General features: G+C 43.3%; 16 protein-coding genes. 11 read left to right on the forward strand and 5 right to left on the reverse strand.

The genetic code is table 11. The annotated features are described in order from the left end of the window. The first annotated feature begins 20 nt into the window (after positions 1-20). Entirely contained in the window at positions 21-1,109 is a 1,089-nt protein-coding gene (locus BLS16_RS11270) for an HD-GYP domain-containing protein (RefSeq protein WP_092333256.1), read from the forward strand. A 168-nt stretch (positions 1,110-1,277) separates the two neighbouring features. On the opposite strand, the gene BLS16_RS11275 is transcribed toward BLS16_RS11270, so the two are convergent. Further along, positions 1,278-2,417 (reverse strand): acyl-CoA dehydrogenase family protein, encoded by a 1,140-nt coding sequence (locus BLS16_RS11275; RefSeq protein ID WP_092333258.1) that lies wholly within the window; start codon positions 2,415-2,417, stop codon positions 1,278-1,280. 79 nt (positions 2,418-2,496) lie between these two features. Between BLS16_RS11275 and BLS16_RS23590 the strand changes: the two genes are divergently transcribed. The 5 genes from BLS16_RS23590 (at position 2,497) to BLS16_RS11295 (ending at position 7,987) form a co-directional block, all read left to right on the forward strand. Next, positions 2,497-2,661, forward strand: a complete 165-nt coding sequence (locus BLS16_RS23590; protein WP_176786133.1) for a hypothetical protein — start codon at positions 2,497-2,499, stop codon at positions 2,659-2,661. Between the two features lie 97 nt (positions 2,662-2,758). After that, a complete protein-coding gene (locus tag BLS16_RS11280) occupies positions 2,759-3,910 on the forward strand; it encodes a thiolase family protein (RefSeq protein WP_092333260.1) in 1,152 nt (383 codons plus the stop codon). A gap of 35 nt (positions 3,911-3,945) precedes the next feature. Next, on the forward strand, positions 3,946-4,713 hold the full coding sequence (locus BLS16_RS11285; protein WP_092333262.1) for a 3-hydroxyacyl-CoA dehydrogenase: 768 nt from the start codon (positions 3,946-3,948) through the stop codon (positions 4,711-4,713). Positions 4,714-5,103: 390 nt separating this feature from the next. Beyond that, positions 5,104-7,182 carry a sigma-54-dependent Fis family transcriptional regulator gene (locus tag BLS16_RS11290; RefSeq protein ID WP_092333264.1) on the forward strand — a complete coding sequence of 693 codons (2,079 nt, stop codon included), beginning with the start codon at positions 5,104-5,106 and terminating at the stop codon, positions 7,180-7,182. A 178-nt stretch (positions 7,183-7,360) separates the two neighbouring features. After that, positions 7,361-7,987, forward strand: coding sequence for a DUF2680 domain-containing protein (locus BLS16_RS11295; RefSeq protein ID WP_092333266.1), 627 nt, complete (start codon positions 7,361-7,363; stop codon positions 7,985-7,987). 309 nt (positions 7,988-8,296) lie between these two features. Here the strand turns inward: BLS16_RS11295 and BLS16_RS11300 are convergent, their stop codons facing one another. The 3 genes from BLS16_RS11300 to BLS16_RS11310 form a co-directional block, all read right to left on the reverse strand. Next, positions 8,297-8,608 carry a zinc-ribbon domain containing protein gene (locus BLS16_RS11300; RefSeq protein WP_081963007.1) on the reverse strand — a complete coding sequence of 104 codons (312 nt, stop codon included), beginning with the start codon at positions 8,606-8,608 and terminating at the stop codon, positions 8,297-8,299. A 196-nt stretch (positions 8,609-8,804) separates the two neighbouring features. Further along, on the reverse strand, positions 8,805-10,418 hold the full coding sequence (locus BLS16_RS11305) for an ABC-F family ATP-binding cassette domain-containing protein (RefSeq protein ID WP_092333268.1): 1,614 nt from the start codon (positions 10,416-10,418) through the stop codon (positions 8,805-8,807). 227 nt (positions 10,419-10,645) lie between these two features. Continuing rightward, entirely contained in the window at positions 10,646-11,002 is a 357-nt protein-coding gene (locus BLS16_RS11310) for a carboxymuconolactone decarboxylase family protein (RefSeq protein ID WP_014903857.1), read from the reverse strand. A 198-nt stretch (positions 11,003-11,200) separates the two neighbouring features. On the opposite strand from BLS16_RS11310, the gene BLS16_RS11315 reads away from it, so the two are divergent. Further along, positions 11,201-11,440 (forward strand): DUF2164 domain-containing protein, encoded by a 240-nt coding sequence (locus BLS16_RS11315; protein ID WP_092333270.1) that lies wholly within the window; start codon positions 11,201-11,203, stop codon positions 11,438-11,440. 185 nt (positions 11,441-11,625) lie between these two features. Here BLS16_RS11315 and BLS16_RS11320 read toward each other — a convergent pair whose 3' ends face one another. Next, entirely contained in the window at positions 11,626-13,011 is a 1,386-nt protein-coding gene (locus BLS16_RS11320) for an ATP-binding protein (RefSeq protein WP_092333272.1), read from the reverse strand. 535 nt (positions 13,012-13,546) lie between these two features. On the opposite strand from BLS16_RS11320, the gene BLS16_RS11325 reads away from it, so the two are divergent. The 4 genes from BLS16_RS11325 (at position 13,547) to BLS16_RS11340 (ending at position 18,632) form a co-directional block, all read left to right on the forward strand. Continuing rightward, positions 13,547-13,801, forward strand: a complete 255-nt coding sequence (locus BLS16_RS11325; RefSeq protein ID WP_092333274.1) for a hypothetical protein — start codon at positions 13,547-13,549, stop codon at positions 13,799-13,801. Between the two features lie 171 nt (positions 13,802-13,972). Further along, the gene (locus tag BLS16_RS11330) at positions 13,973-15,772 is read left to right on the forward strand and encodes a MutS family DNA mismatch repair protein (protein ID WP_092333276.1); all 1,800 of its coding nucleotides are present in this window, start codon (positions 13,973-13,975) and stop codon (positions 15,770-15,772) included. A gap of 44 nt (positions 15,773-15,816) precedes the next feature. Then, entirely contained in the window at positions 15,817-16,293 is a 477-nt protein-coding gene (locus BLS16_RS11335; RefSeq protein WP_092333278.1) for a 2-thiouracil desulfurase family protein, read from the forward strand. Positions 16,294-16,613: 320 nt separating this feature from the next. Then, positions 16,614-18,632 (forward strand): methyl-accepting chemotaxis protein, encoded by a 2,019-nt coding sequence (locus tag BLS16_RS11340; protein WP_092333280.1) that lies wholly within the window; start codon positions 16,614-16,616, stop codon positions 18,630-18,632. Positions 18,633-18,688 lie beyond the last annotated feature (56 nt).

Raw genomic sequence — 18,688 nt, forward strand, 5'->3', positions numbered from 1 at the left:
TTTTGTTTTTAGGAGGAATTGTGGTTTTGATAACTTATTTGGAACCTTTATCGACGGCAATATTCCAAGTTGGAGAACTTTCTTCACTTGATTTGTTTGATCAACAAGGAATACTTTTGTTATCTAAAGGCAAGCCTATCACAGCGAATATTCTAGAACTTCTCCGGAAACGCAAGCTCTACACCTTAAAATATAAGCTGAATAAATCTCAAGGGTGTAATAAAACCTACAAATTTGATGAATCTGAATACCAAGATATCGTGGGTAACGTAAGAGAAGTTTTTGAGGATATGTGTCTTTTTAGTGTCGATCATTTGTATAAGACCTTATCTGCTGTGGATAAGATTATCCATGAGCTGGAAGGAGCCGATCAAGTATACATAGATCTAAATAAGTTTCGTCAGTTTGATGACGATACCTACATCCACTCCGTGAACGTTGCAATTTTAGCCACACTTATAGGGATGCAAATTGGTTTTGCCGGACAAACCCTAAGAGATTTAACTCTAGGTGCGTTGTTGCATGATATAGGAAAAGGATCAATACCTCCTGAGATTCTGAATAAGCCCTCAGAATTGACGTCTAAGGAATTAGAGATCATAAAGAAGCATCCCCTTATCGGTGAGGAGATGCTTAAAGAGGCGGATTTATCCGCTGAGGTGCTCTCAATTATTAGACACCACCATGAGCGTTGGAATGGCCATGGTTATCCTGATGGAGTAAGTCAGCAGGCGATTACTCTTAGCGCGCAAGTAGTTGCTGTTTCAGATGTCTTTGATGCTCTGATTAGTGATCGCCCCTATAGAAAAGGGCTGCCACCTTATTATGCCTTAGAATTAATCATTGCCGGTTCGGGTGAAGAATTTAATGAAAATATCGTTAAAAGCTTTCTGCAATGTTTAGTACTTTATCCGGAAGGTTCAATAGTCACTTTAAACACCGGAGAGGTCGGCACGGTAATTAAAGTTCAAAAGAACTACCCCAGCAGGCCGATCATCAAAATTTTGTTTGATAAGTATGGTAATTTCTTAGATAGTGATAGGATATGTGATTTGTCAAAGGACTTGACAAAGTTCATAGCATCGATAGATTTTAAGTATGTTCCCTAACTCTTAGGTCAGAATAATTTGCAAGTTAGCTACCAGTTTGAAGATCAGGAAAGCTCGAACTCTAGGTTAATTGAGTATATTAAGTGAGGCTATTGGTTTTTAAATATTCCAATAGCCTCACTTTAATTTTTCACAGGGGTTCTTTTGCTTCCAGACCAGAATGAAGTCTTAAAATAACCGTTTGGCAATGGTAATTTTCTCGATCTCTTTGGCACCTTCATAAATTTCTAATATCTTAGCGTCTCGATAAAAACGTTGAATATCATATTCGTCGATATAACCATAGCCGCCATGCATTTGTAAAGCTTTGTCAGTAACCCAGACTGCGGTTTCCCCGGAATAGAATTTGGCCATGGCATTAAGGGCAGGATCCAGCTGCCCATTATCCGCCTTCCAAGCAGCCTTATAAATTATGTTCCGGGCTAATTCGATCCGGGTTGCCATCTCGGCCAGTTGGAACTGAATTGCCTGGTTGGCAGCCAGAGGGACACCAAAGGTCTTGCGTTCTTGAACATATTTTAAGGCTAAATCTAAGGCCCCTTGAGCTAAACCGAGCCCTTGAGAGGCAACCATGATGCGAGTCTGATCAAAGAAGTGCATTAGTTGGTAAAAGCCATTGCCTTCTTTACCGACAAGGTTGGCTTGAGGGACTCGGACATCTTCAAAGGTGATCTCAGCAGTATCTGAGGCGCGAATCCCCATCTTGCCGTGGATTTTCATCCGAGTAATCCCCGGGCTGTTAGCATCAACAATTATTAAGCTGTGACGCTGGGTTTTTTTCGGTGAATCAGGGTTTGTGACGCATAGTGCCACCATATAGTCACAAATTGTTCCGTTGGTAATAAAGGTTTTGCTGCCATTAATGATATAGTCTGAACCATCCTTAACAGCTCGGGTTGAGGTTCCTGCCACATCGCTCCCGGCGTTTGGCTCGGTGTAGGCCCCGGCAAAAATTGCCTTCCCGGCAGGAAGTAAGGGGAGATAGGTCTTCTTCTGCTCCTCACTGCCATAATTTATAATGTTTTCTGCTCCGAAAGTTGCTGCAACCGCGGCTAGGCCAAGGCCTAAATCTATCCGAGATAGTTGTTCTGTGATTAATGCTGTTTCAATCCAGCCTCCTCCGGGGCCGCCATATTCCTCAGGAATAGCAATTCCCACCAGCCCGGCTTCACAGGCCTTTTGCCAGACTTCTCGAGGGTATTTTTCCTCGCGATCACATTCTTGGGCGAAGGGTGGAAATTCTTTCAGGGCAAATTTGTAAGCAAGGCTTTGAAAGGCTTGTTGCTCTTCAGATAGTTCAAAATCCACTTGAATTGACCTCCTTTTATTTTCGGAATATTGCAATTTCAATGCCAGTATACCTAAGCGCTATTTTCCTGATTTCTGAATGATTAATTCTCCGGAAAGGTGTGCAGTGTGTTGTCAACTGTCCGTCATTCAGGACAACTGCGGATTGGCAAAGGACAAGGGGCAAGCTGATGGAGTTAGTCGTTCTCTTGAAATAGGGGCTCAGATCTTGAGTGGCACAGTAATTGCAATGTTCGGTGAGTGATTAACAGAAAATTCGAATATATTACGTCTAAGATGTTTCCTCCCCCTGAAAGAAGAGGGACGAGAGGACACAGTGAATAAGAAGGGTGTGAAAAACAGTGAGAGAAGCAGTGATCATTGAAGCGGTGAGAACCCCCATAGGTCGAAGAAAGGGATTATTGAGCAGCCTTCGTTCGGAAGATTTGGCAGGTATGGTGTTGAGAGAAGTTGTGAAGCGGGCAGGAGTGGATTCGGCTTTAGTCGAGGATGTGGTTATGGGCTGTGTTACTCAAGTTGGGGAGCAAGGTTTTTGTATCGGAAGGCAGGCAGCCTTGATTGCTGATTATCCCTTACATGTACCAGGGGTGACAATTGACCGTCAGTGTGGTTCCAGTCAACAGTCAGTGCATTTTGCTGCTCAAGCAATTTTAGCGGGAGATATGGACATTGTGGTGGCAGCAGGTGTGGAAAATATGTCGCGAGTTCCTATGGGCTCTAATGTCAAAGGGACGGATTTATCCCCAGAGCTTACCTCGCGCTATGAGATTATTAATCAAGGCCTCTCTACGGAACGAATTGCCCAAAAATGGGGGATTAGCCGCCAACAAATGGATGAATTTTCTTTAGAAAGCCATAGCAAGGCAGTCAAGGCCCAAGAGGCAGGCCGGTTTGAACGGGAGATAATGCCTATCAATGTGCTTTTACCCGATGGCAGCCAGAAGATCTTTAACACAGATGAGGGTCCCAGACGGGATACAAGCTTAGAGAAACTCGCCGGTTTAAAATCTCCTTTTTTAGAAAATGGGCAAGTTACCGCCGGTAATGCCAGTCAGATTTCAGATGGAGCAGCAGCAGTACTTGTTATGTCTCGTGAAAAAGCTTTGGCGTTAGGCCTAAAGCCTCGTTTCAGGATTCTGGCCAGAAGTGTGGTAGGATCCGATCCGACTCTAATGCTTACAGGGCCCATTCCGGCTACAGCAAAGATACTGGCCAAAGCCGGTCTCAGCCTCTCGGACATTGATATCTTTGAGGTGAATGAGGCATTTGCTGCAATTCCTTTAGCTTGGCTGAAAGACACGGGAGCTGATCCGCAGAAACTTAATCCCAATGGAGGAGCTATTGCCCTAGGTCATCCACTGGGAGCCAGCGGAGCACGCCTTATGACCACCCTGATCCACGAACTGGAACGAACAGGCGGACGCTATGGGCTACAGGTCATGTGTGAAGGACATGGTATGGCCAATGCCACAATTATCGAGCGATTGGATTGAACTGTTGATAAAGTATTGAGGGCGGTGAGTTATTTATGAATCTGAAACAAGTTGTGGCCTTTGTCACGGGAGGTGCTTCCGGTCTGGGTGAAGCAACTGTTCGACGAGTCGTCAATGATGGAGGCAAGGCTATGATTCTCGACCTGGCGGTAGAACGAGGAGAAAAGTTGGCCTCTGAATTGGGCGGCAATGCGCTATTTCAGAAAATGGATGTCAGCAATCCTGAGAGTGTGGAAATGGCCTTGGCTAAGACTGTTGAGATGTTTGGCTATCTAAATGTCGTGGTAAATTGTGCAGGCATCGCAACTGCGGAAAAGGTCATCAGTAAGAGGGGGACTCATACTTTAGAGAGCTTCTCTAAAACCCTGCAGGTAAATTTGATAGGAAGCTTTAACGTCATACGGCTGGCTGCGGCCCTGATGGTCGGCAATGAACCTAACGCTGGGGGAGAGAGGGGTGTAATGATCTGCACGGCTTCCGTTGCTGCCTATGAAGGGCAAATCGGGCAGGCGGCTTACAGTGCTTCGAAGGGAGGAATTGTAGGGATGACCTTGCCCATAGCCCGAGAAATGGCTGCTCATGGTATTCGCGTGCTGACCATTGCTCCGGGTCTTTTTGAAACTCCCATGTTTGATTCTTTGCCCGAGGATGCTCGAAAGTCCCTGGGTTCCATGATCCCCTTCCCCTCTAGATTAGGCTATCCGGAAGAATATGCACTCCTGGTGAGAAGTATCCTGGAGAATCCTATGCTCAATGGGACGACGATTCGTCTGGACGGAGCTATACGCATGCAGCCTAAATAGAAGGGTTTAACAAGTAGCTTTATGAGTCTTGGTGATAAAAGATAATAGAGGCATTTCTAAGCTTGGGTTTTGAAGATTATAAATTCTTAGCAAAATGCTAGTTTCAAAATAGCAGCAACTTAGACATCTAGGTTGCTGCTATTCCATATAGTTATTAGGTTGGAAGACTAACCTTATTGGGGTTCCTCCAGCGAAACGCGGATTTCGTACGGGGGATAAGTATAAGTTTTGAAGTATCAAAGATGTGATCAAGCTATTGGCGCGTGAAGAATGAATGTTCTGAAAATGAAGGAATAAGCCTTGCCTAGCGCGAATACTACGGAGATATTAGAAGGTTCAGGACATCTGCAGTAATTTGTTATAAGAATTTTTTGGCGAGAGGTGAGCTTAATGTTGATGCGCGATATGATGACCAGAGATGTGCCGAGTCTTCATCTGAAAGATACTCTAAGGCAAGGCGTAGAACTTTTGCGCTGGACTAAGCTTGATGCTCTACCGGTAGTCGATGAAGCCGGTCTTCTGATTGGGATCTTTACTAAAGCAAATGTATTAGATGCCTTCTTAGCCGGGGTGGACACCTCGGAACTGATTGAAGGACACTTTAACACTCAAGTTGTGACAGTTGGAGTTGACGCTCCCTACCAAGAGGTTGAACAACGGGCGAAACAAACCTTGGTGGGAACTGGTGTGGTCGTGGACAAAGCGGGGAAAGCACTGGGGATTTTTACGAAGGTAGACATGATCCTGGCCTTATTTAAAGAAGCAGAAAAGCTTGCCACCAAGCTGAACACAGTCTATCAAGCTATGCCTAACGGAATTATTGTCGTAGATCGACATAACTGTATTCAACAGATAAACCCCTCGGGAGAGAAGATACTTAAACTTGAGGAGCCTATCCAGGGACTTAAATTAACCAATGCCTTTCCGGGCTTAGATCTGAGGGATGTAATTCTAAAGTCGCAACATCTCGTAGGAGTTCAAACGGAAATGAATCAGGTTAAGGTATTATGTAATATTAGTCCTATAGGGGAGCTGGCAGGAGCAGTCATCGTATTCCAAGCTCTGACGGATTTTGACCAAGTTGCTCTGGAACTGGATGCTACGAAGCGTTTGTATGAGACACTGCTGACAGTCACAAACATTGCTTATGAAGCAATATTTGTTGTGGATGACCAGGGTGAAATTACTTTAGTTAATGAAGCAGCCTGCCAGTTTTTTGGCAAGAGAGAAAAGGAGCTCCTGCAACAGCCTATTGAACAGGTGATGGAGAACACTCGATTAATGAGAACCTTAAAAACAGGCATGGCGGAGACTAATGAAATTCAAGTTATAAATGGCCGGCCTTACATAGTTTCCCGTATGCCGATTGTGCGTCAAGGAAAGATCATCGGAGCAGTGGGGAAAATAATTTTTCAAAAGCTGGAGGAAGTTAAGGATGTTGCGCAGAGGTTAGCTCAAATGGATCAGGAGCTAAATTTCTATAAAGAACAGGTAGGGTCGACAAGGCTGCCGGTTACCTTCAATCAGATCGTGACAGTTAGTCAAGACCTGCGCCGATTGAAGAATGAGGCTCAAATTGCTGCTCGAGGAAACTCTACGATTTTACTGACGGGAGAAAGTGGCACAGGTAAGGAACTTTTTGCGGAAGCTATCCACCAGGCCAGCCCTTATCGAAATGGCCCCTATGTTAAGGTGAATTGCGCGGCAGTTCCAGAGAATCTTTTGGAGTCTGAATTCTTCGGGTATGCTAACGGAGCATTTACAGGGGCTCAAAAGGGAGGTAAGTTGGGAAAGTTTGCAACTGCTAACGGTGGGACACTCTTTTTGGATGAGATCGGAGATATGTCTCTAAATCTTCAGAGCAAGCTCCTAAGGGTGCTCGAGGATCGCAGCTTTGAGCCTATTGGGAGTAACGAAGCTGTGAAAGTTGATATAAGAATTATTACAGCGACCAACAAGGACCTTCTGCAGAAGGTTGCGAGTGGTGAATTTCGTAGCGATCTTTACTACCGTCTGAATGTAATTTCCTTTCGACTCATCCCGATTCGTGATCGCCCCGAAGATATAATTCCTCTTGTACATGTATTTTTAGAAAAGCTCAATCAAGATTTTGGCAAACAAATCACAGGGGTTACTCCCGAGGTGCAAAAAACTCTTGTTAATCATCGTTGGCCAGGGAATGTCCGTGAATTAAAAAATGTGATTGAACGGGCAGTGAATTTTGCCTCCGGTGCGCTGTTGGAATTAACTGATCTGCCCTTTTACTTAAGGGAAGAAACACAAGAAGATGCTTTTCCCTTAAAGAAGGAATGGAACTTAGAGAGTGTCCACGAACATTTGGATAAGGAAACCTTGGAACAAGCTCTGCTTAAAATGAAAGGCAATAAATCTGAGGTGGCCAGACTCTTAGGAATTTCCCGCTCCTGGCTCTATGAAAAACTAAGGCGTTATGATATTAGTCATCGCTAAACTATACTAAGATAGGCTAGTAATTAATTATCCCATGTGACTACATTATCTTTACTCCAAGCACACAACTTCTTAAAATTCAATTCACAAATTTTCCATATTGAGTGGATATCATAAGAGTGTACCGATTCTGGAGTTACATACTTAAGATCGGAACCTATTATGAAGGAGGAATTGTATGAAAAAGAAACTTGTTGTCGGAGTTCTAAGTGCTGTATTGTTAGCAGGAGGGGCCACGGCAGCTTTTGGAGCAACGGATTCAGCTAAGCTCGATGAAATTAAGAGCTTAACTCAGCAAATGTTTGGAATCCAGAAGCAAATTGTCGACAAAGAAGTGGAAGCTGGGCTTAGGACTGCTGAACAGGCAGAGACCATGAAGGAATTCATTGACAAACGACAAGAAGCAAGTGACAATGCCTTAGCAGAAGGTAAAGTTTTTGGTCCAGGTATGGGGGGCAAACATCTTGAAATGCGTGATAAAATCATGAATTTCAAAAATGGGGAACCTATGACTGACGAAGAACTTGCGGCCTGGAGTGAAGCTGCTCAAGCTCGTTTAACTGCTCAAATTGAGGCCATGAAAACCAACGGCAAATTGACAGAGGAACAGATCAAGACTTGGAGTGATGCTGCCCAAGCTCAACTGGAGGTACAAAAAGAAGCTTTGAAAAATGGCACATTTGTACCGGGTGAAATGGGAATGATGGGGAAGCGTGGAAATCATGACGGACGGATGTGGGGCGGAAAGAAAGCGCCTGATTCCAGCTCTACTACTGACTCTTCAACGTCAGCTACTGTCCAGTGATTATACAGTAGTCAATCAAATAGCCTATTAGCTAAGTAAAGTTAATGGGGGTATCGTAACAACGTTAGGTAAGTACGATACCCCCAGTTATCTATTGAAATATGAAATGTCAGCTCAGTTTAAGTTTTAAAGGCTGTGTTACTAATTTAGTTTTCCCTCTCTTTATGATTTGACGAAGACGACTAATGAAGTTAAATATCAAATGCAAAATGTCTACAAACCTAAGTTTTACATTGTTCATATTTACATAAATTAAAAAACCTTCCCAGACGAAAGTCTGAGAAGGTTTAAATTAACTAATTGGTGTGATTACCAATTGCTGCGTGTACGTGGTTGGTAGCAATCGCGGCAATAAACTGGTTTGTCACCTGATGGTTGGAAAGGAACAGTTGTTTCTTTTCCGCAAGTTGCGCAGATAGCTGGGAACATTTCACGTTGTTGACGACCATAACCGCCGCCACCGCCATTGTTTCTGTTCTGAGCTTTTTTAGCTGCACGGCACTCAGGGCAACGTCCTGGTTCGTTAGTGAATCCTTTTTCTGCATAAAACTCTTGTTCTGATGCAGTGAATTCGAAATCCCGTCCACAGTCTTTGCAATTCAATACTTTGTCATTAAACATAATAAAAAAACCTCCAAATAATTATTACCCGCGCTTCATGGCAAGTTCACCAACTTCTTCCCGGAAACTTAGGTAATAGGAGAAGGTTTGCTTAAATCCACTAGTTTTTACGAGCTTTGTTTAGTATACCAAAAATTGAGCAGAAGTCAAATAATAAATTCAAAATCACAATATTTTTCTAAAAATTTTTTAGAAACTAGCTGTACATTTCCTCGCGCATAGCTTGAACATCCGTATTTTCCAGATACTCATCGAAGGTTAATTGACGATCAATCAATCCTTTTGGAGTTATTTCAATGATGCGAGTGGCAATAGTTTGGACAAACTGATGATCTTGGGATACGAATAAAATATTGCTGTCAATGTTAGTCAATGAATTGTTGAGGGCCGTGATGGATTCCATGTCTAAATGGTTAGTTGGTTCATCAAAGATGAGAACGTTTGAACCGCTGAGCATCATGCGTGAGAGCATACAGCGGACTTTTTCTCCTCCAGATAAGACACTAGCCTTTTTCAAAGATTCATCTCCGGAAAACAGCATTCTGCCCAGGAACCCACGGACAAAAGATTCATCAGGATCTTTGGAGAATTGTCTTAACCAATCCACTAAGTTAAGATCTGTTTCAAAATATGATGAGTTATCCAATGGCAGATAAGCTTGGGTTGTGGTAATTCCCCAGCTGAATTCCCCACTGTCAGGTGTGATCTCACCCATAAGAACCTTGAACAAGGTGGTTTTAGCGACACCATTGGGGCCGACAAAGGCAATCTTGTCTCCCTTGTTGACAAGGAAGGAGATGTTGTCGAGTATTTTTTCTCCGTCAATAGTAACTGTTAAATTCTTGACATCTAAAATATTATTGCCGGCTTCTCTGTCCGGGGTGAAAGCAATGTATGGATATTTACGTGAGGATGGTTTGATATCATCTAATGTTAACTTGTCAAGTTGCTTTTTACGGGAGGTTGCTTGCTTGGCTTTAGAGGCGTTTGAACTGAAGCGCTGAATAAACCTCTGCAGTTCCTCAATTTTATCTTCTTTCTTCTTGTTGGATTCTCGCATTAATCTCAGAGCTAATTGGCTGGATTCATACCAAAAATCATAGTTTCCAACATAAAGTTGAATTTTACCGAAATCAATGTCAGCAATATGGGTACATACTTTGTTTAAGAAATGCCGGTCGTGAGAGACAACGATGACGGTGTTCTCGTAATTATAGAGGAAGTTTTCTAACCAGTTAATGGATTGAAGGTCGAGATGGTTGGTAGGCTCATCGAGCAACAGAATGTTAGGATTGCCAAAAAGAGCTTGGGCCAGTAAAACGCGAACCTTTTCGTTACCACTAAGTTCCTTCATTTTACTGCTTTGCAGTTCTTTATTAATTCCTAAACCCATTAATAATTCCGAGGCTTCAGACTCTGCTTGCCAACCATTCAGTTCTGCGAAATCCCCTTCCAAAATGGAAGCCCGTATCCCGTCTTCTTCAGAAAAATCAGGTTTGGCATAGAGGGCATCTTTCTCTTCCATGATCTGATATAATTTTGTATGTCCCATAATAACTGTTGTTAGTACATCAAATTCTTCAAATTCAAAGTGATCTTGCTTTAAAACTCCAATACGTTCCCCAGGTGTTATTATAACTTCACCGCTGGTAGAATCTATTTCTCCGGAAAGAATCTTCAAGAAAGTAGATTTTCCGGCACCATTAGCTCCAATCAAGCCATAACAGTTTCCGGGAAGGAATTTTACGTTAACATCTTCAAATAATGCCCGTTTACCGAATCTTAACGTCAACCCACTGGTACTAATCATTATTAATCGTTCCTTTTTAATAAATTTGTCTTTGCTTAAGAATATAGTATATCATTTAATTACAATAAGGTATAGGTAAAGAAAAGGTTAAAGGAAATATGTGGGTAATACAAACGGGAGCAAAAATAATTAAGCCCTCTTTCCTTAAAGGCAGAGGGCTATGTTTAAGTATTAGATCTTAATACATATTTCTGAATGGATAATCCTGTTGTTATAATTAAAATGAACTAGTGAACCGAATGCCCCTCAACTTCGTTTAATAAGTTTCTTAGAATCAGAATTCCTTGCATTGTCCTGGGGAAACCGGCACTGGGAGCCACTAGGAGAATGGCGTGTTCAATTTCCTCTTTAGTACAGCCGCTGCGTATTGCTTTTAAAATGTGTGTTCGCAGAGCTCTGGGGTACTGACACTCCGTGGAAAGTGCTACTTTGATCAGCCAGCAGGTTTTTTCATCTAATGGGCCGCCATCTTTATGGATTAATTGACCGTATTTCTCATAGGCATCATAAATTTGCCCATGTTGTTCCGTGAAGTATTTCAAATTGATTTCAGTACTGTCAAGGTTATCAAAGTAATCGTCCATTGATATACCTCCTTTCCGAGATGTTTACATTATCATCCAATTTTAAGGTTTTTATGCATTTTACAAGTTGAACAACGCGACTGCGGTGGGGACTCTCCCACCAGCGAAGCAGAATAATGAACACCCACTTATAGAAGTGAGTGTATCGGAATTTCAAAACAAAATGGCCTTGATTATTGAAATGGAGTGTTTTTTATTATGAAGAAAATGGAGATCGAACTAAAAAAAGATATCAGAGAACAACTTGTTGAGGATCTTAAGCGCTATTTCTCCAAGGAAAGAGATGAGGAACTTGGCAATTTAGGTGCCGAACTTCTGCTTGATTATATTCTTAATAACATTGGTCCCTACATTTATAATATAGGGATTACAGATTCCTATAAGTATATGAATGAACGGGTCGAGGATTTGTTGGGCCTGGAGAAACGCTTTCGTTAGTGATCCTAGGTATTAAACCATAAACAGTCTGAGAGGATCGAAAAAGTAAGTGTAAGAGGGAATGGATATTATTTGCATTGAATTATTTCAGACTGGTAATGCTGCCTTAAGGACTGTACATAAGGAAGAAGAACGCAATCAGGATTCGTCCTGCTTGCGTTCTTTTGAGTACTGATTTATGAATATTAATTTTGGAGAGTCTCCCGTCCCGCAATCCAATCTACGAATTGTCTTGCCGTTCTTGCCGAACGGCCGTTATACCATAGTGCCCACTGAAGAGCTTCTTTCTGTAAGCGTTCCTTGTCAATGTTTAGGTTTCTGTTGGCGGCAATCCCTTCAACGATTTTGAGATAACGGTTTTGATCGGGGGAAGAGAAGACGACGTTTATCCCAAAACGATCGGCCAGGGAAAGCTTTTCCTGCATGCTATCTCCGGCATGGACTTCTTCATTAGGATTACCTGAATGTAAGCCAGCCCGTTCGCTAAAATACTCCTTAACCAGATGCCTGCGATTGGAGGTGGCATAGATTAGAATGTTGGGGGTTTTGCTTTCCAGACCGCCCTCCAGCACTGCTTTGAGAGAAGTGTAGTTTTCCTCGTTATCCCCAAAGACTAAGTCGTCAATAAAGATAATGAACTTTTGAGATCTATTCTTCAGCTGTCGAATAATCAGTGGAAAATCTGCCAGGTAGGCCTTAGGAACCTCCACCATGCGCAGCCCTTGGGTATGATAATGATTGAGTATGGCCTTGACTGTGGAAGATTTTCCGGTACCTCTATCCCCATAAAGGAGAACATTGTTAGATGGGACACCCTGCAAAAATTGCAGGGTGTTCTCAATCACACGAGAACGCTCGTTTTGGTAATCAATCAAATCGTTTAACGTAATTGGATCCGGACTTTCTATTCCTTTTAGATAGCCTTGTCCATTAGTTTTTTCCCAGACAAAGGCGATATAACGGGCGAAGACCCCACTGCCATTGTGTTGGTAGAATTGTTTAAGCTCCTCCAGACAGTCAGCCCAGTGTTTAGAACGGTAAAAACTCTCCTTGATTTGCTGAATATGAAGAGGAGTTTGGGCAGCCTGATCCTCAGATATCCATTCTGGCAGTTTCTCGACGTAAGAATTATAGGCGGGATTATTTAAACGCTGATTAATTTCTGCTTTAAGCTCTTTTGATTCAAGATTTGCCAGAAGCTGCAGCTCCTGTAAATCCTGTACGACTGCTTGTTCGATCGCAGAGGTTTCCGGAGTCTGCCCTGCTTGAAGTTTTGAGGTGAATAGATTCTCAGCAAAGATTATTTTATCAGTAATATATTCCTTTAGGGATATAGTCCCGCTTTTGGCTAATTCAAAGTAGAAATCGTTATATAAGTTAATAACTTCTCTCAGATCTATAGAATCTGGAGTTAAGCTGATAAGTAAGGCTCTAAGCCGACTTATCACTACATCCTCCAATAATCCTCTGTAGATAGCCAGTGAGTCAAGTGCCAGTAGTGCAGTTGATAAATTATTAATTCGAAGACTTTCCTGCTCTGAAACAGTAATACCGGGTTTGTTTTGTGTCATCGTTATAGCGCCTCCCAAAAAGTATCAATTATGTCACCAATATATCCTCTGATCTAATTAATTATCTTACTACAAACTCCAGCGGATAACTACTCTGTTCTGTCTGGCTCTGGGGGGAGCGCTTGTTGGCTGTGTAACCCGTGCGAAGACGGTGTCTTCGTTCTGCACGTGTCTGCGAGTTCCGCCACTGGCTCGCTGGACGGTTCGCGAGCGCGTCCGAACCTCCGGGTATTTCTGCATGTGAACCTGCGGCGCGCTACGGGGACGCGAACCGTCGGCCCTTGCCTTAGCGCGGCTCCACTGACGCAGCCGCTTTGCAGAAAAGCGCTCCTCCAGTCAGACTGTTGGGAGTGTAAGCAGAACTTTGGGGATTCTTAGGTAAGGCTTCGCGGAATCTTTAGCGTGCTTGGTGGTTCTTACCATCTGCTGGTGTCGTGGTAGAGGCATGGAGAGCTACTCAGAAAAACACCTAAAACACTCTTTAGAATAATAGACCCGAAAGACAGGGCGGCTTCGATCCACAGGAGTGAACCCATTGCATGGAGAGGCGGTAAAGCCTACAAGCTTGGGTGGGGAAGCGGAGCCACGGGTTCACATCAGGTATTACCCAGAGGTTTGGCACGAAAGTGTCCGGTGGACATTTTCGCTGAAGCGGCAATCGCCAAAGAATACTTATCCGCTGAAGATAGCCCTGCGCCAGCGAGTAGGCCAGCCTCGGAATGTGAGTGACGAAGACACTGTCTTCGCACGAATTAACTGGTCTTGCACGGATGTGGGCGAAGCCGCCTGACCCAAGCGACCCTATTTTTATGGACGAAGCCGCCTGCCTCAAAAGGGCTTATGCCTGATATTCCCAAAAACAACTAATCTGAAGGAAGGGGTTTGGCATTGCCAAGCCGAATAAGGTATATTAATATCTGAACCAAAATTAACCAGTACTTTAGAGGTGGAGGGAAGCTGTTTGAGAGGGCCAAAGGAACAATACCAACGACGAAGGAAATTCTATGGAGATAAATTGGAGAATTTGACTCAGTTGATTAACCGCTTAAGTAATCTAAGACTAGGGTTTTCTTTAGTGGGCCTGGCTTTAAGTGTATTTCTTTATCTAAGCTATAGTCAGACCCTAGGGTACATAGTGGGTCTTTTCACCCTGGTGGTTTTTATTGGGCTGGTTCTATGGCACCAGAGCTTAAGAATACGACAACGGTATATCCGGATGCTCTTTGAAAACTATGAGCAGTCCTTAAAACGTTTGGCAGGAGAATGGAACTCCTTTCCAGATTCCGGAGAAGATTTTCGGGATCCGAGCCATCCGTTTTCAGAAGACCTAGACCTTTTTGGCTCAAACTCGCTTTTTCAATGGATAAATACAGCGCTGACTTTTCGAGGGCGGGAAAGGCTCCGAGAGTCCTTGAGCGCAGTCCCCTCAGATGTAGAAACTATTTTAACTAAGCAAGAGGCGATTAAAGAGCTTGCCGGTAATTTGACTTGGAGACAAAGGTTTCTGGCAGAGGCGAAAATGGCTAAAGGTCCGATGAAATCCCCTCAGGGTATTATTGAATGGGCTAAAAATGTCGATTCCTCATATCTGAGAACCAGTGTGTTAATATGGGCTCGGGCTTTACCAATCATCACAATCAGCTTTGTGCTGTTGTATTTAATAACTCCCCAGGTCACATTCCATTACCCACTGGCAGGTATCATAGTTCAGTCCCTGATACTCTTTGCCGGAAAGCAGCGAGGCAAGGCCCTGAATGCGGTTTATTCTTATAAAGAAAGTATTAAGACTTATGAGAAAATGCTGGAACGTTTCGAAAAACGCTCCTTTCAAGCTGATTATCTCAAGGGTCTGAAGAAAGGCCTCTATGATTCTGACAGTAAGCCGGCTTATGAACAGATTAGAAAACTCTCAGGTATCGCAGACTTAATAGCTAACCGGGAGAATGCGGTTTTTTTAATCGTTAATATTCTAACCCTTTGGGATATCCAGTGTATGATCGCCTTAGAATCCTGGAAAGAAAAATCAGGTCGCTCCTTGGGATCCTGGTTAGATACGATTGCTGAATTAGAGGCTATGTCAAGTCTGGCGATCATTCATTTTGATCATCCGGAATGGGGAGTGCCCAAGATCTCCTCTGAGCCGGGTATTAACGCTAAAAGAATAGGACACCCGCTTTTAAGTGGTTCGATTTGTAATGACCTTGCAATTCAAAAAGATTCCGGAATTTTGTTAATCACCGGCTCCAATATGTCCGGTAAAAGTACCTTGCTGAGAACGGTAGGAATCAATTTAGTCTTGGCTTATGCCGGAGCACCTGTCTGTGCCCAGGCCTTTTCCTGTTCGGTGTTGCAAATGTATACCTGCATGCGGGTCAGTGATAATTTAGGAAAGAGCATCTCATCGTTCTACGCCGAATTGTTAAGAATTAAACAGATCGTCAGTGCAGCGAAGACCCAGACAAACATCTTCTTTCTATTAGATGAGATTTTCAAAGGAACCAATTCCCAAGATCGTCACGCCGGGGCTAAGGTGTTAATTCAACAGTTGAGTAAAGCCGGGGCCATGGGCATGGTCTCCACTCACGACTTGGAGCTGGGAGATATGGAACGGGAAAGTGAGCGGAAAATCCGTAACTATCATTTTCGTGAGTATTATAAGGATGATGAGATATATTTTGATTATAAACTGCGCCCGGGAATTTCCACGACCCGCAATGCTATGTATCTGATAAAGATGGCGGGGATTGATGTAGAGCAGTGAGCTTAGAGATATGAGATTCAACAGTGAAGGAGATGGATGTACCTATGATTCTGGTGAGCGCTTGTTTACTGGGGCTGAATACGAAGTATAATGGAGAGTCAAATCTCCATGCTCTGATTCAGAAATACAGCACCTTAGGCCGGTTTATCCCGGTTTGCCCGGAACAACTTGGTGGTTTGCCAACTCCCCGTGAGCCTGTGGAGATTATTAATGGCACAGGGCGGGATGTCCTGAGGGGGGCCAGCCTTATTCAAGGAGAGTCAGGAGAAATGGTGACCGGACAATTTATCAAAGGGGCCAATGAAGTATTGAAGATCACGGAGCTGTTTAAGGTTACTGCCGCAATACTTAAAGAGCGCAGCCCCTCTTGTGGAGTGAATCATATATATGATGGCAGCTTCGGACATGTAATAATTCCCGGCCAGGGTGTGACAGCAGCCTTATTGGAAGAACATAATATTCCCCTTTATTCGGAAGAGAATTTGACTGAGGAAAAACTATTAGAGCTATTAAGCTGTTGATAATGGAACGGGTTACTCGCTTAAATCCTCCGGTCATAAAGCTGACATAAAAAGTGTCAGTCAAATATCATATCTTTTAAGATCTGTAGTATAAAATAGGAGGAAAATATTGAGTTTAATGTTTAAATTTAAAGCAAATTGTAAGTCTATGGAAAGGGGTGCTTTAGTAGTTTAGACCTATTGAACAATAATGAAATGTAAACCTCGAAGAGAAGATATATTTCTCTTCGAGGTTAATTATTTCTAGGCGTTGTTGTTTTACAGCTGGAAGATATTGTACTGTACTTATTTAGATAAAGCTAGCAGCTGGGAGGATTTATATGTCAAAACGGGTCAAAGGTTCTATGTCCATAAAAACACGTATTACTCTCGTCGCAGGAATGGTAATTATTTTTATCGTAGCAGCCTTATCTGGAGCAAGCCTTTGGAATGCCGAGAAGCTGCTCAAAACCAGTGAGCTGCAAACTCAAAAACTTGTAGAGCAAGGAATCAACGATGAATTTGCGGATCGTATGGCTCGGGCAAAATCATCGGTCCTATCCATGACAATGAACCCTGATGTAGCCAAGGCCTTAGCAGAAGGAGACCGAGCTACTGTCGCCCGTCTTGTTCAACCCGTGTTTGATGAGATCAAAAAAGAGGGGTTTAGTCAACTTCAGTTTCACCTTGCCCCGGCAACTTCATTCTATCGTGCCCATTCACCCCAAAAATTTGGCGATGAGCTTGCCAAAATTCGGCCTACGGTAGTGGCGGCCAATAGTGAACATAAGATTGTAGAAGGACTTGAAGAAGGGGTGGAAGGATACGGATTTCGAGTTGTTGTTCCGGTCAAGTATCAAGAACAATGGGTAGGTACTGTGGAATATGGCATGGATTTCGGGCAAGACTTTTTAAAAGCTTTGCAAAAGAAGAACGCAGGGGAGTATTTTATCTATCTCCTTGATCCTTCGACCTCCATGATCAAAAATGTCAAAGAGAATGGGGGATTACTGGCCGGTACCGGTGAAGATAATTTTACAATACCTGAGAGTACCATAATGGCCCTGAGGGACGGCGAAGCCCGCTTTTCTGTGAGTGCAGATAAACGCTTTAATGTTTCCCTTATCCCTTTCCATGACTACCGGGGGGATGTAAAAGGGTATATTAAGACTGTCGTTTCCCGGGAGGCAGTGGTAAAAGACCTAAGCGCACTCAAGGGTTCGGTTTTGACGATTGGCCTGATCGTTCTAGCCCTGGGAATCTGTGCAGGATATTTGGTCTCCTTAACTCTCACCAAACCCTTACTGCAGTTAACCGATGATGCTAGGACCCTGGCCACGGGCAATTTGATAATTGAGATTAAAACAAATTGGTATGGAGAATTAGAAGCCTTGGCCATAGCTATGAAAAAGATGCTGGAAAATACCAAAGAAGTATGTTCTTCGATTAATCATGCTGTAAGCCTGGTAGAACATTCGACGGAAGAGATTTCTGAGGCTGTCGAATTAACTTCTCAAGGGACAGATGAGTTGGCTAAAAGTGTTGGCCAGGTTGCGAGGGCTGCTCAAACTATTGCTGTTCGTACCAGTGAGATGAGTAGCCAATCTGAGGGCATCAATTCCAGTGTTCAACGCTTAGCACAGCATATGAAGTTCATAGCTAACAGCACTTCTGAGGTTCGTGAGCGGACAATGAGTGGAGAAGAAATAATTAATAATCTGGCTGACAAAATGAGAACCTTTTCTCATAAAGTGGCTAAAATTCAAACCGGAAGTCAAATTCTCAGAGAACAAACGGGAGAAATCCGCGGTATTACCCAAATCATCACTGAGATTTCCGACCAAACGAATTTGCTTGCTCTTAATGCGGCTATCGAAGCGGCACGAGCCGGGGAAGCGGGGCGAGGGTTTGCAGTGGTCGCTGAAGAAGTCCGCTTATTAGCTGAAGGGTCAAGGAAAAGTGCCGCTCAGATAGCAAAGTTAATTGATCAAGTGACCTTAAATGTAGAGCACTCCGCGGAAGCCTCAGAAGAAGCGGTCTATTTGATCAAGGAACAGGAAAGTATCGGTGAGAGCGCTTTAGGGCAATTTGAGGAGATATCTCAGGGGACACAAAATGTCGGTCTCTTACTTGGCGAAATGGATTTAGAAGTTCAGCAAGTTATCCGGTTAGGGCAGACAATCAATTCTTCAGTTTCTGAAATTGCGGGTCTGTGTCAAGAAGATGCGGCAGCTTCCGAGGAAATGGCCGCTTCAACGGAAGAAATGAGTGCAACGATTGGTACCATTGGGGCCAGTGTCAGAGAGTTAGGGAGATTGATGGAGGAACTGAAGGCCCAAAGTAAGAGGTTCGTAATTTGAAGTTAGGATTTTAATCAGGTATAATTATAAATCAGGAAATCTCAGATTATTAATGG

The organism is Desulfosporosinus hippei DSM 8344 (assembly GCF_900100785.1).
Lineage (GTDB): Bacteria > Bacillota > Desulfitobacteriia > Desulfitobacteriales > Desulfitobacteriaceae > Desulfosporosinus > Desulfosporosinus hippei.

Bases quoted from the DNA above. Each gene is read 5' to 3' on its own strand.
- BLS16_RS23590 (WP_176786133.1), top strand. From the start codon at position 2,497: ATGATTAATTCTCCGGAAAGGTGTGCAGTGTGTTGTCAACTGTCCGTC.
- BLS16_RS11285 (WP_092333262.1), top strand. From the start codon at position 3,946: ATGAATCTGAAACAAGTTGTGGCCTTTGTCACGGGAGGTGCTTCCGGT.
- BLS16_RS11290 (WP_092333264.1), top strand. From the start codon at position 5,104: ATGTTGATGCGCGATATGATGACCAGAGATGTGCCGAGTCTTCATCTG.
- BLS16_RS11295 (WP_092333266.1), top strand. From the start codon at position 7,361: ATGAAAAAGAAACTTGTTGTCGGAGTTCTAAGTGCTGTATTGTTAGCA.
- BLS16_RS11300 (WP_081963007.1), bottom strand. From the start codon at position 8,608: ATGTTTAATGACAAAGTATTGAATTGCAAAGACTGTGGACGGGATTTC.
- BLS16_RS11305 (WP_092333268.1), bottom strand. From the start codon at position 10,418: ATGATTAGTACCAGTGGGTTGACGTTAAGATTCGGTAAACGGGCATTA.
- BLS16_RS11310 (WP_014903857.1), bottom strand. From the start codon at position 11,002: ATGGACGATTACTTTGATAACCTTGACAGTACTGAAATCAATTTGAAA.
- BLS16_RS11315 (WP_092333270.1), top strand. From the start codon at position 11,201: ATGAAGAAAATGGAGATCGAACTAAAAAAAGATATCAGAGAACAACTT.
- BLS16_RS11320 (WP_092333272.1), bottom strand. From the start codon at position 13,011: ATGACACAAAACAAACCCGGTATTACTGTTTCAGAGCAGGAAAGTCTT.
- BLS16_RS11335 (WP_092333278.1), top strand. From the start codon at position 15,817: ATGATTCTGGTGAGCGCTTGTTTACTGGGGCTGAATACGAAGTATAAT.
- BLS16_RS11340 (WP_092333280.1), top strand. From the start codon at position 16,614: ATGTCAAAACGGGTCAAAGGTTCTATGTCCATAAAAACACGTATTACT.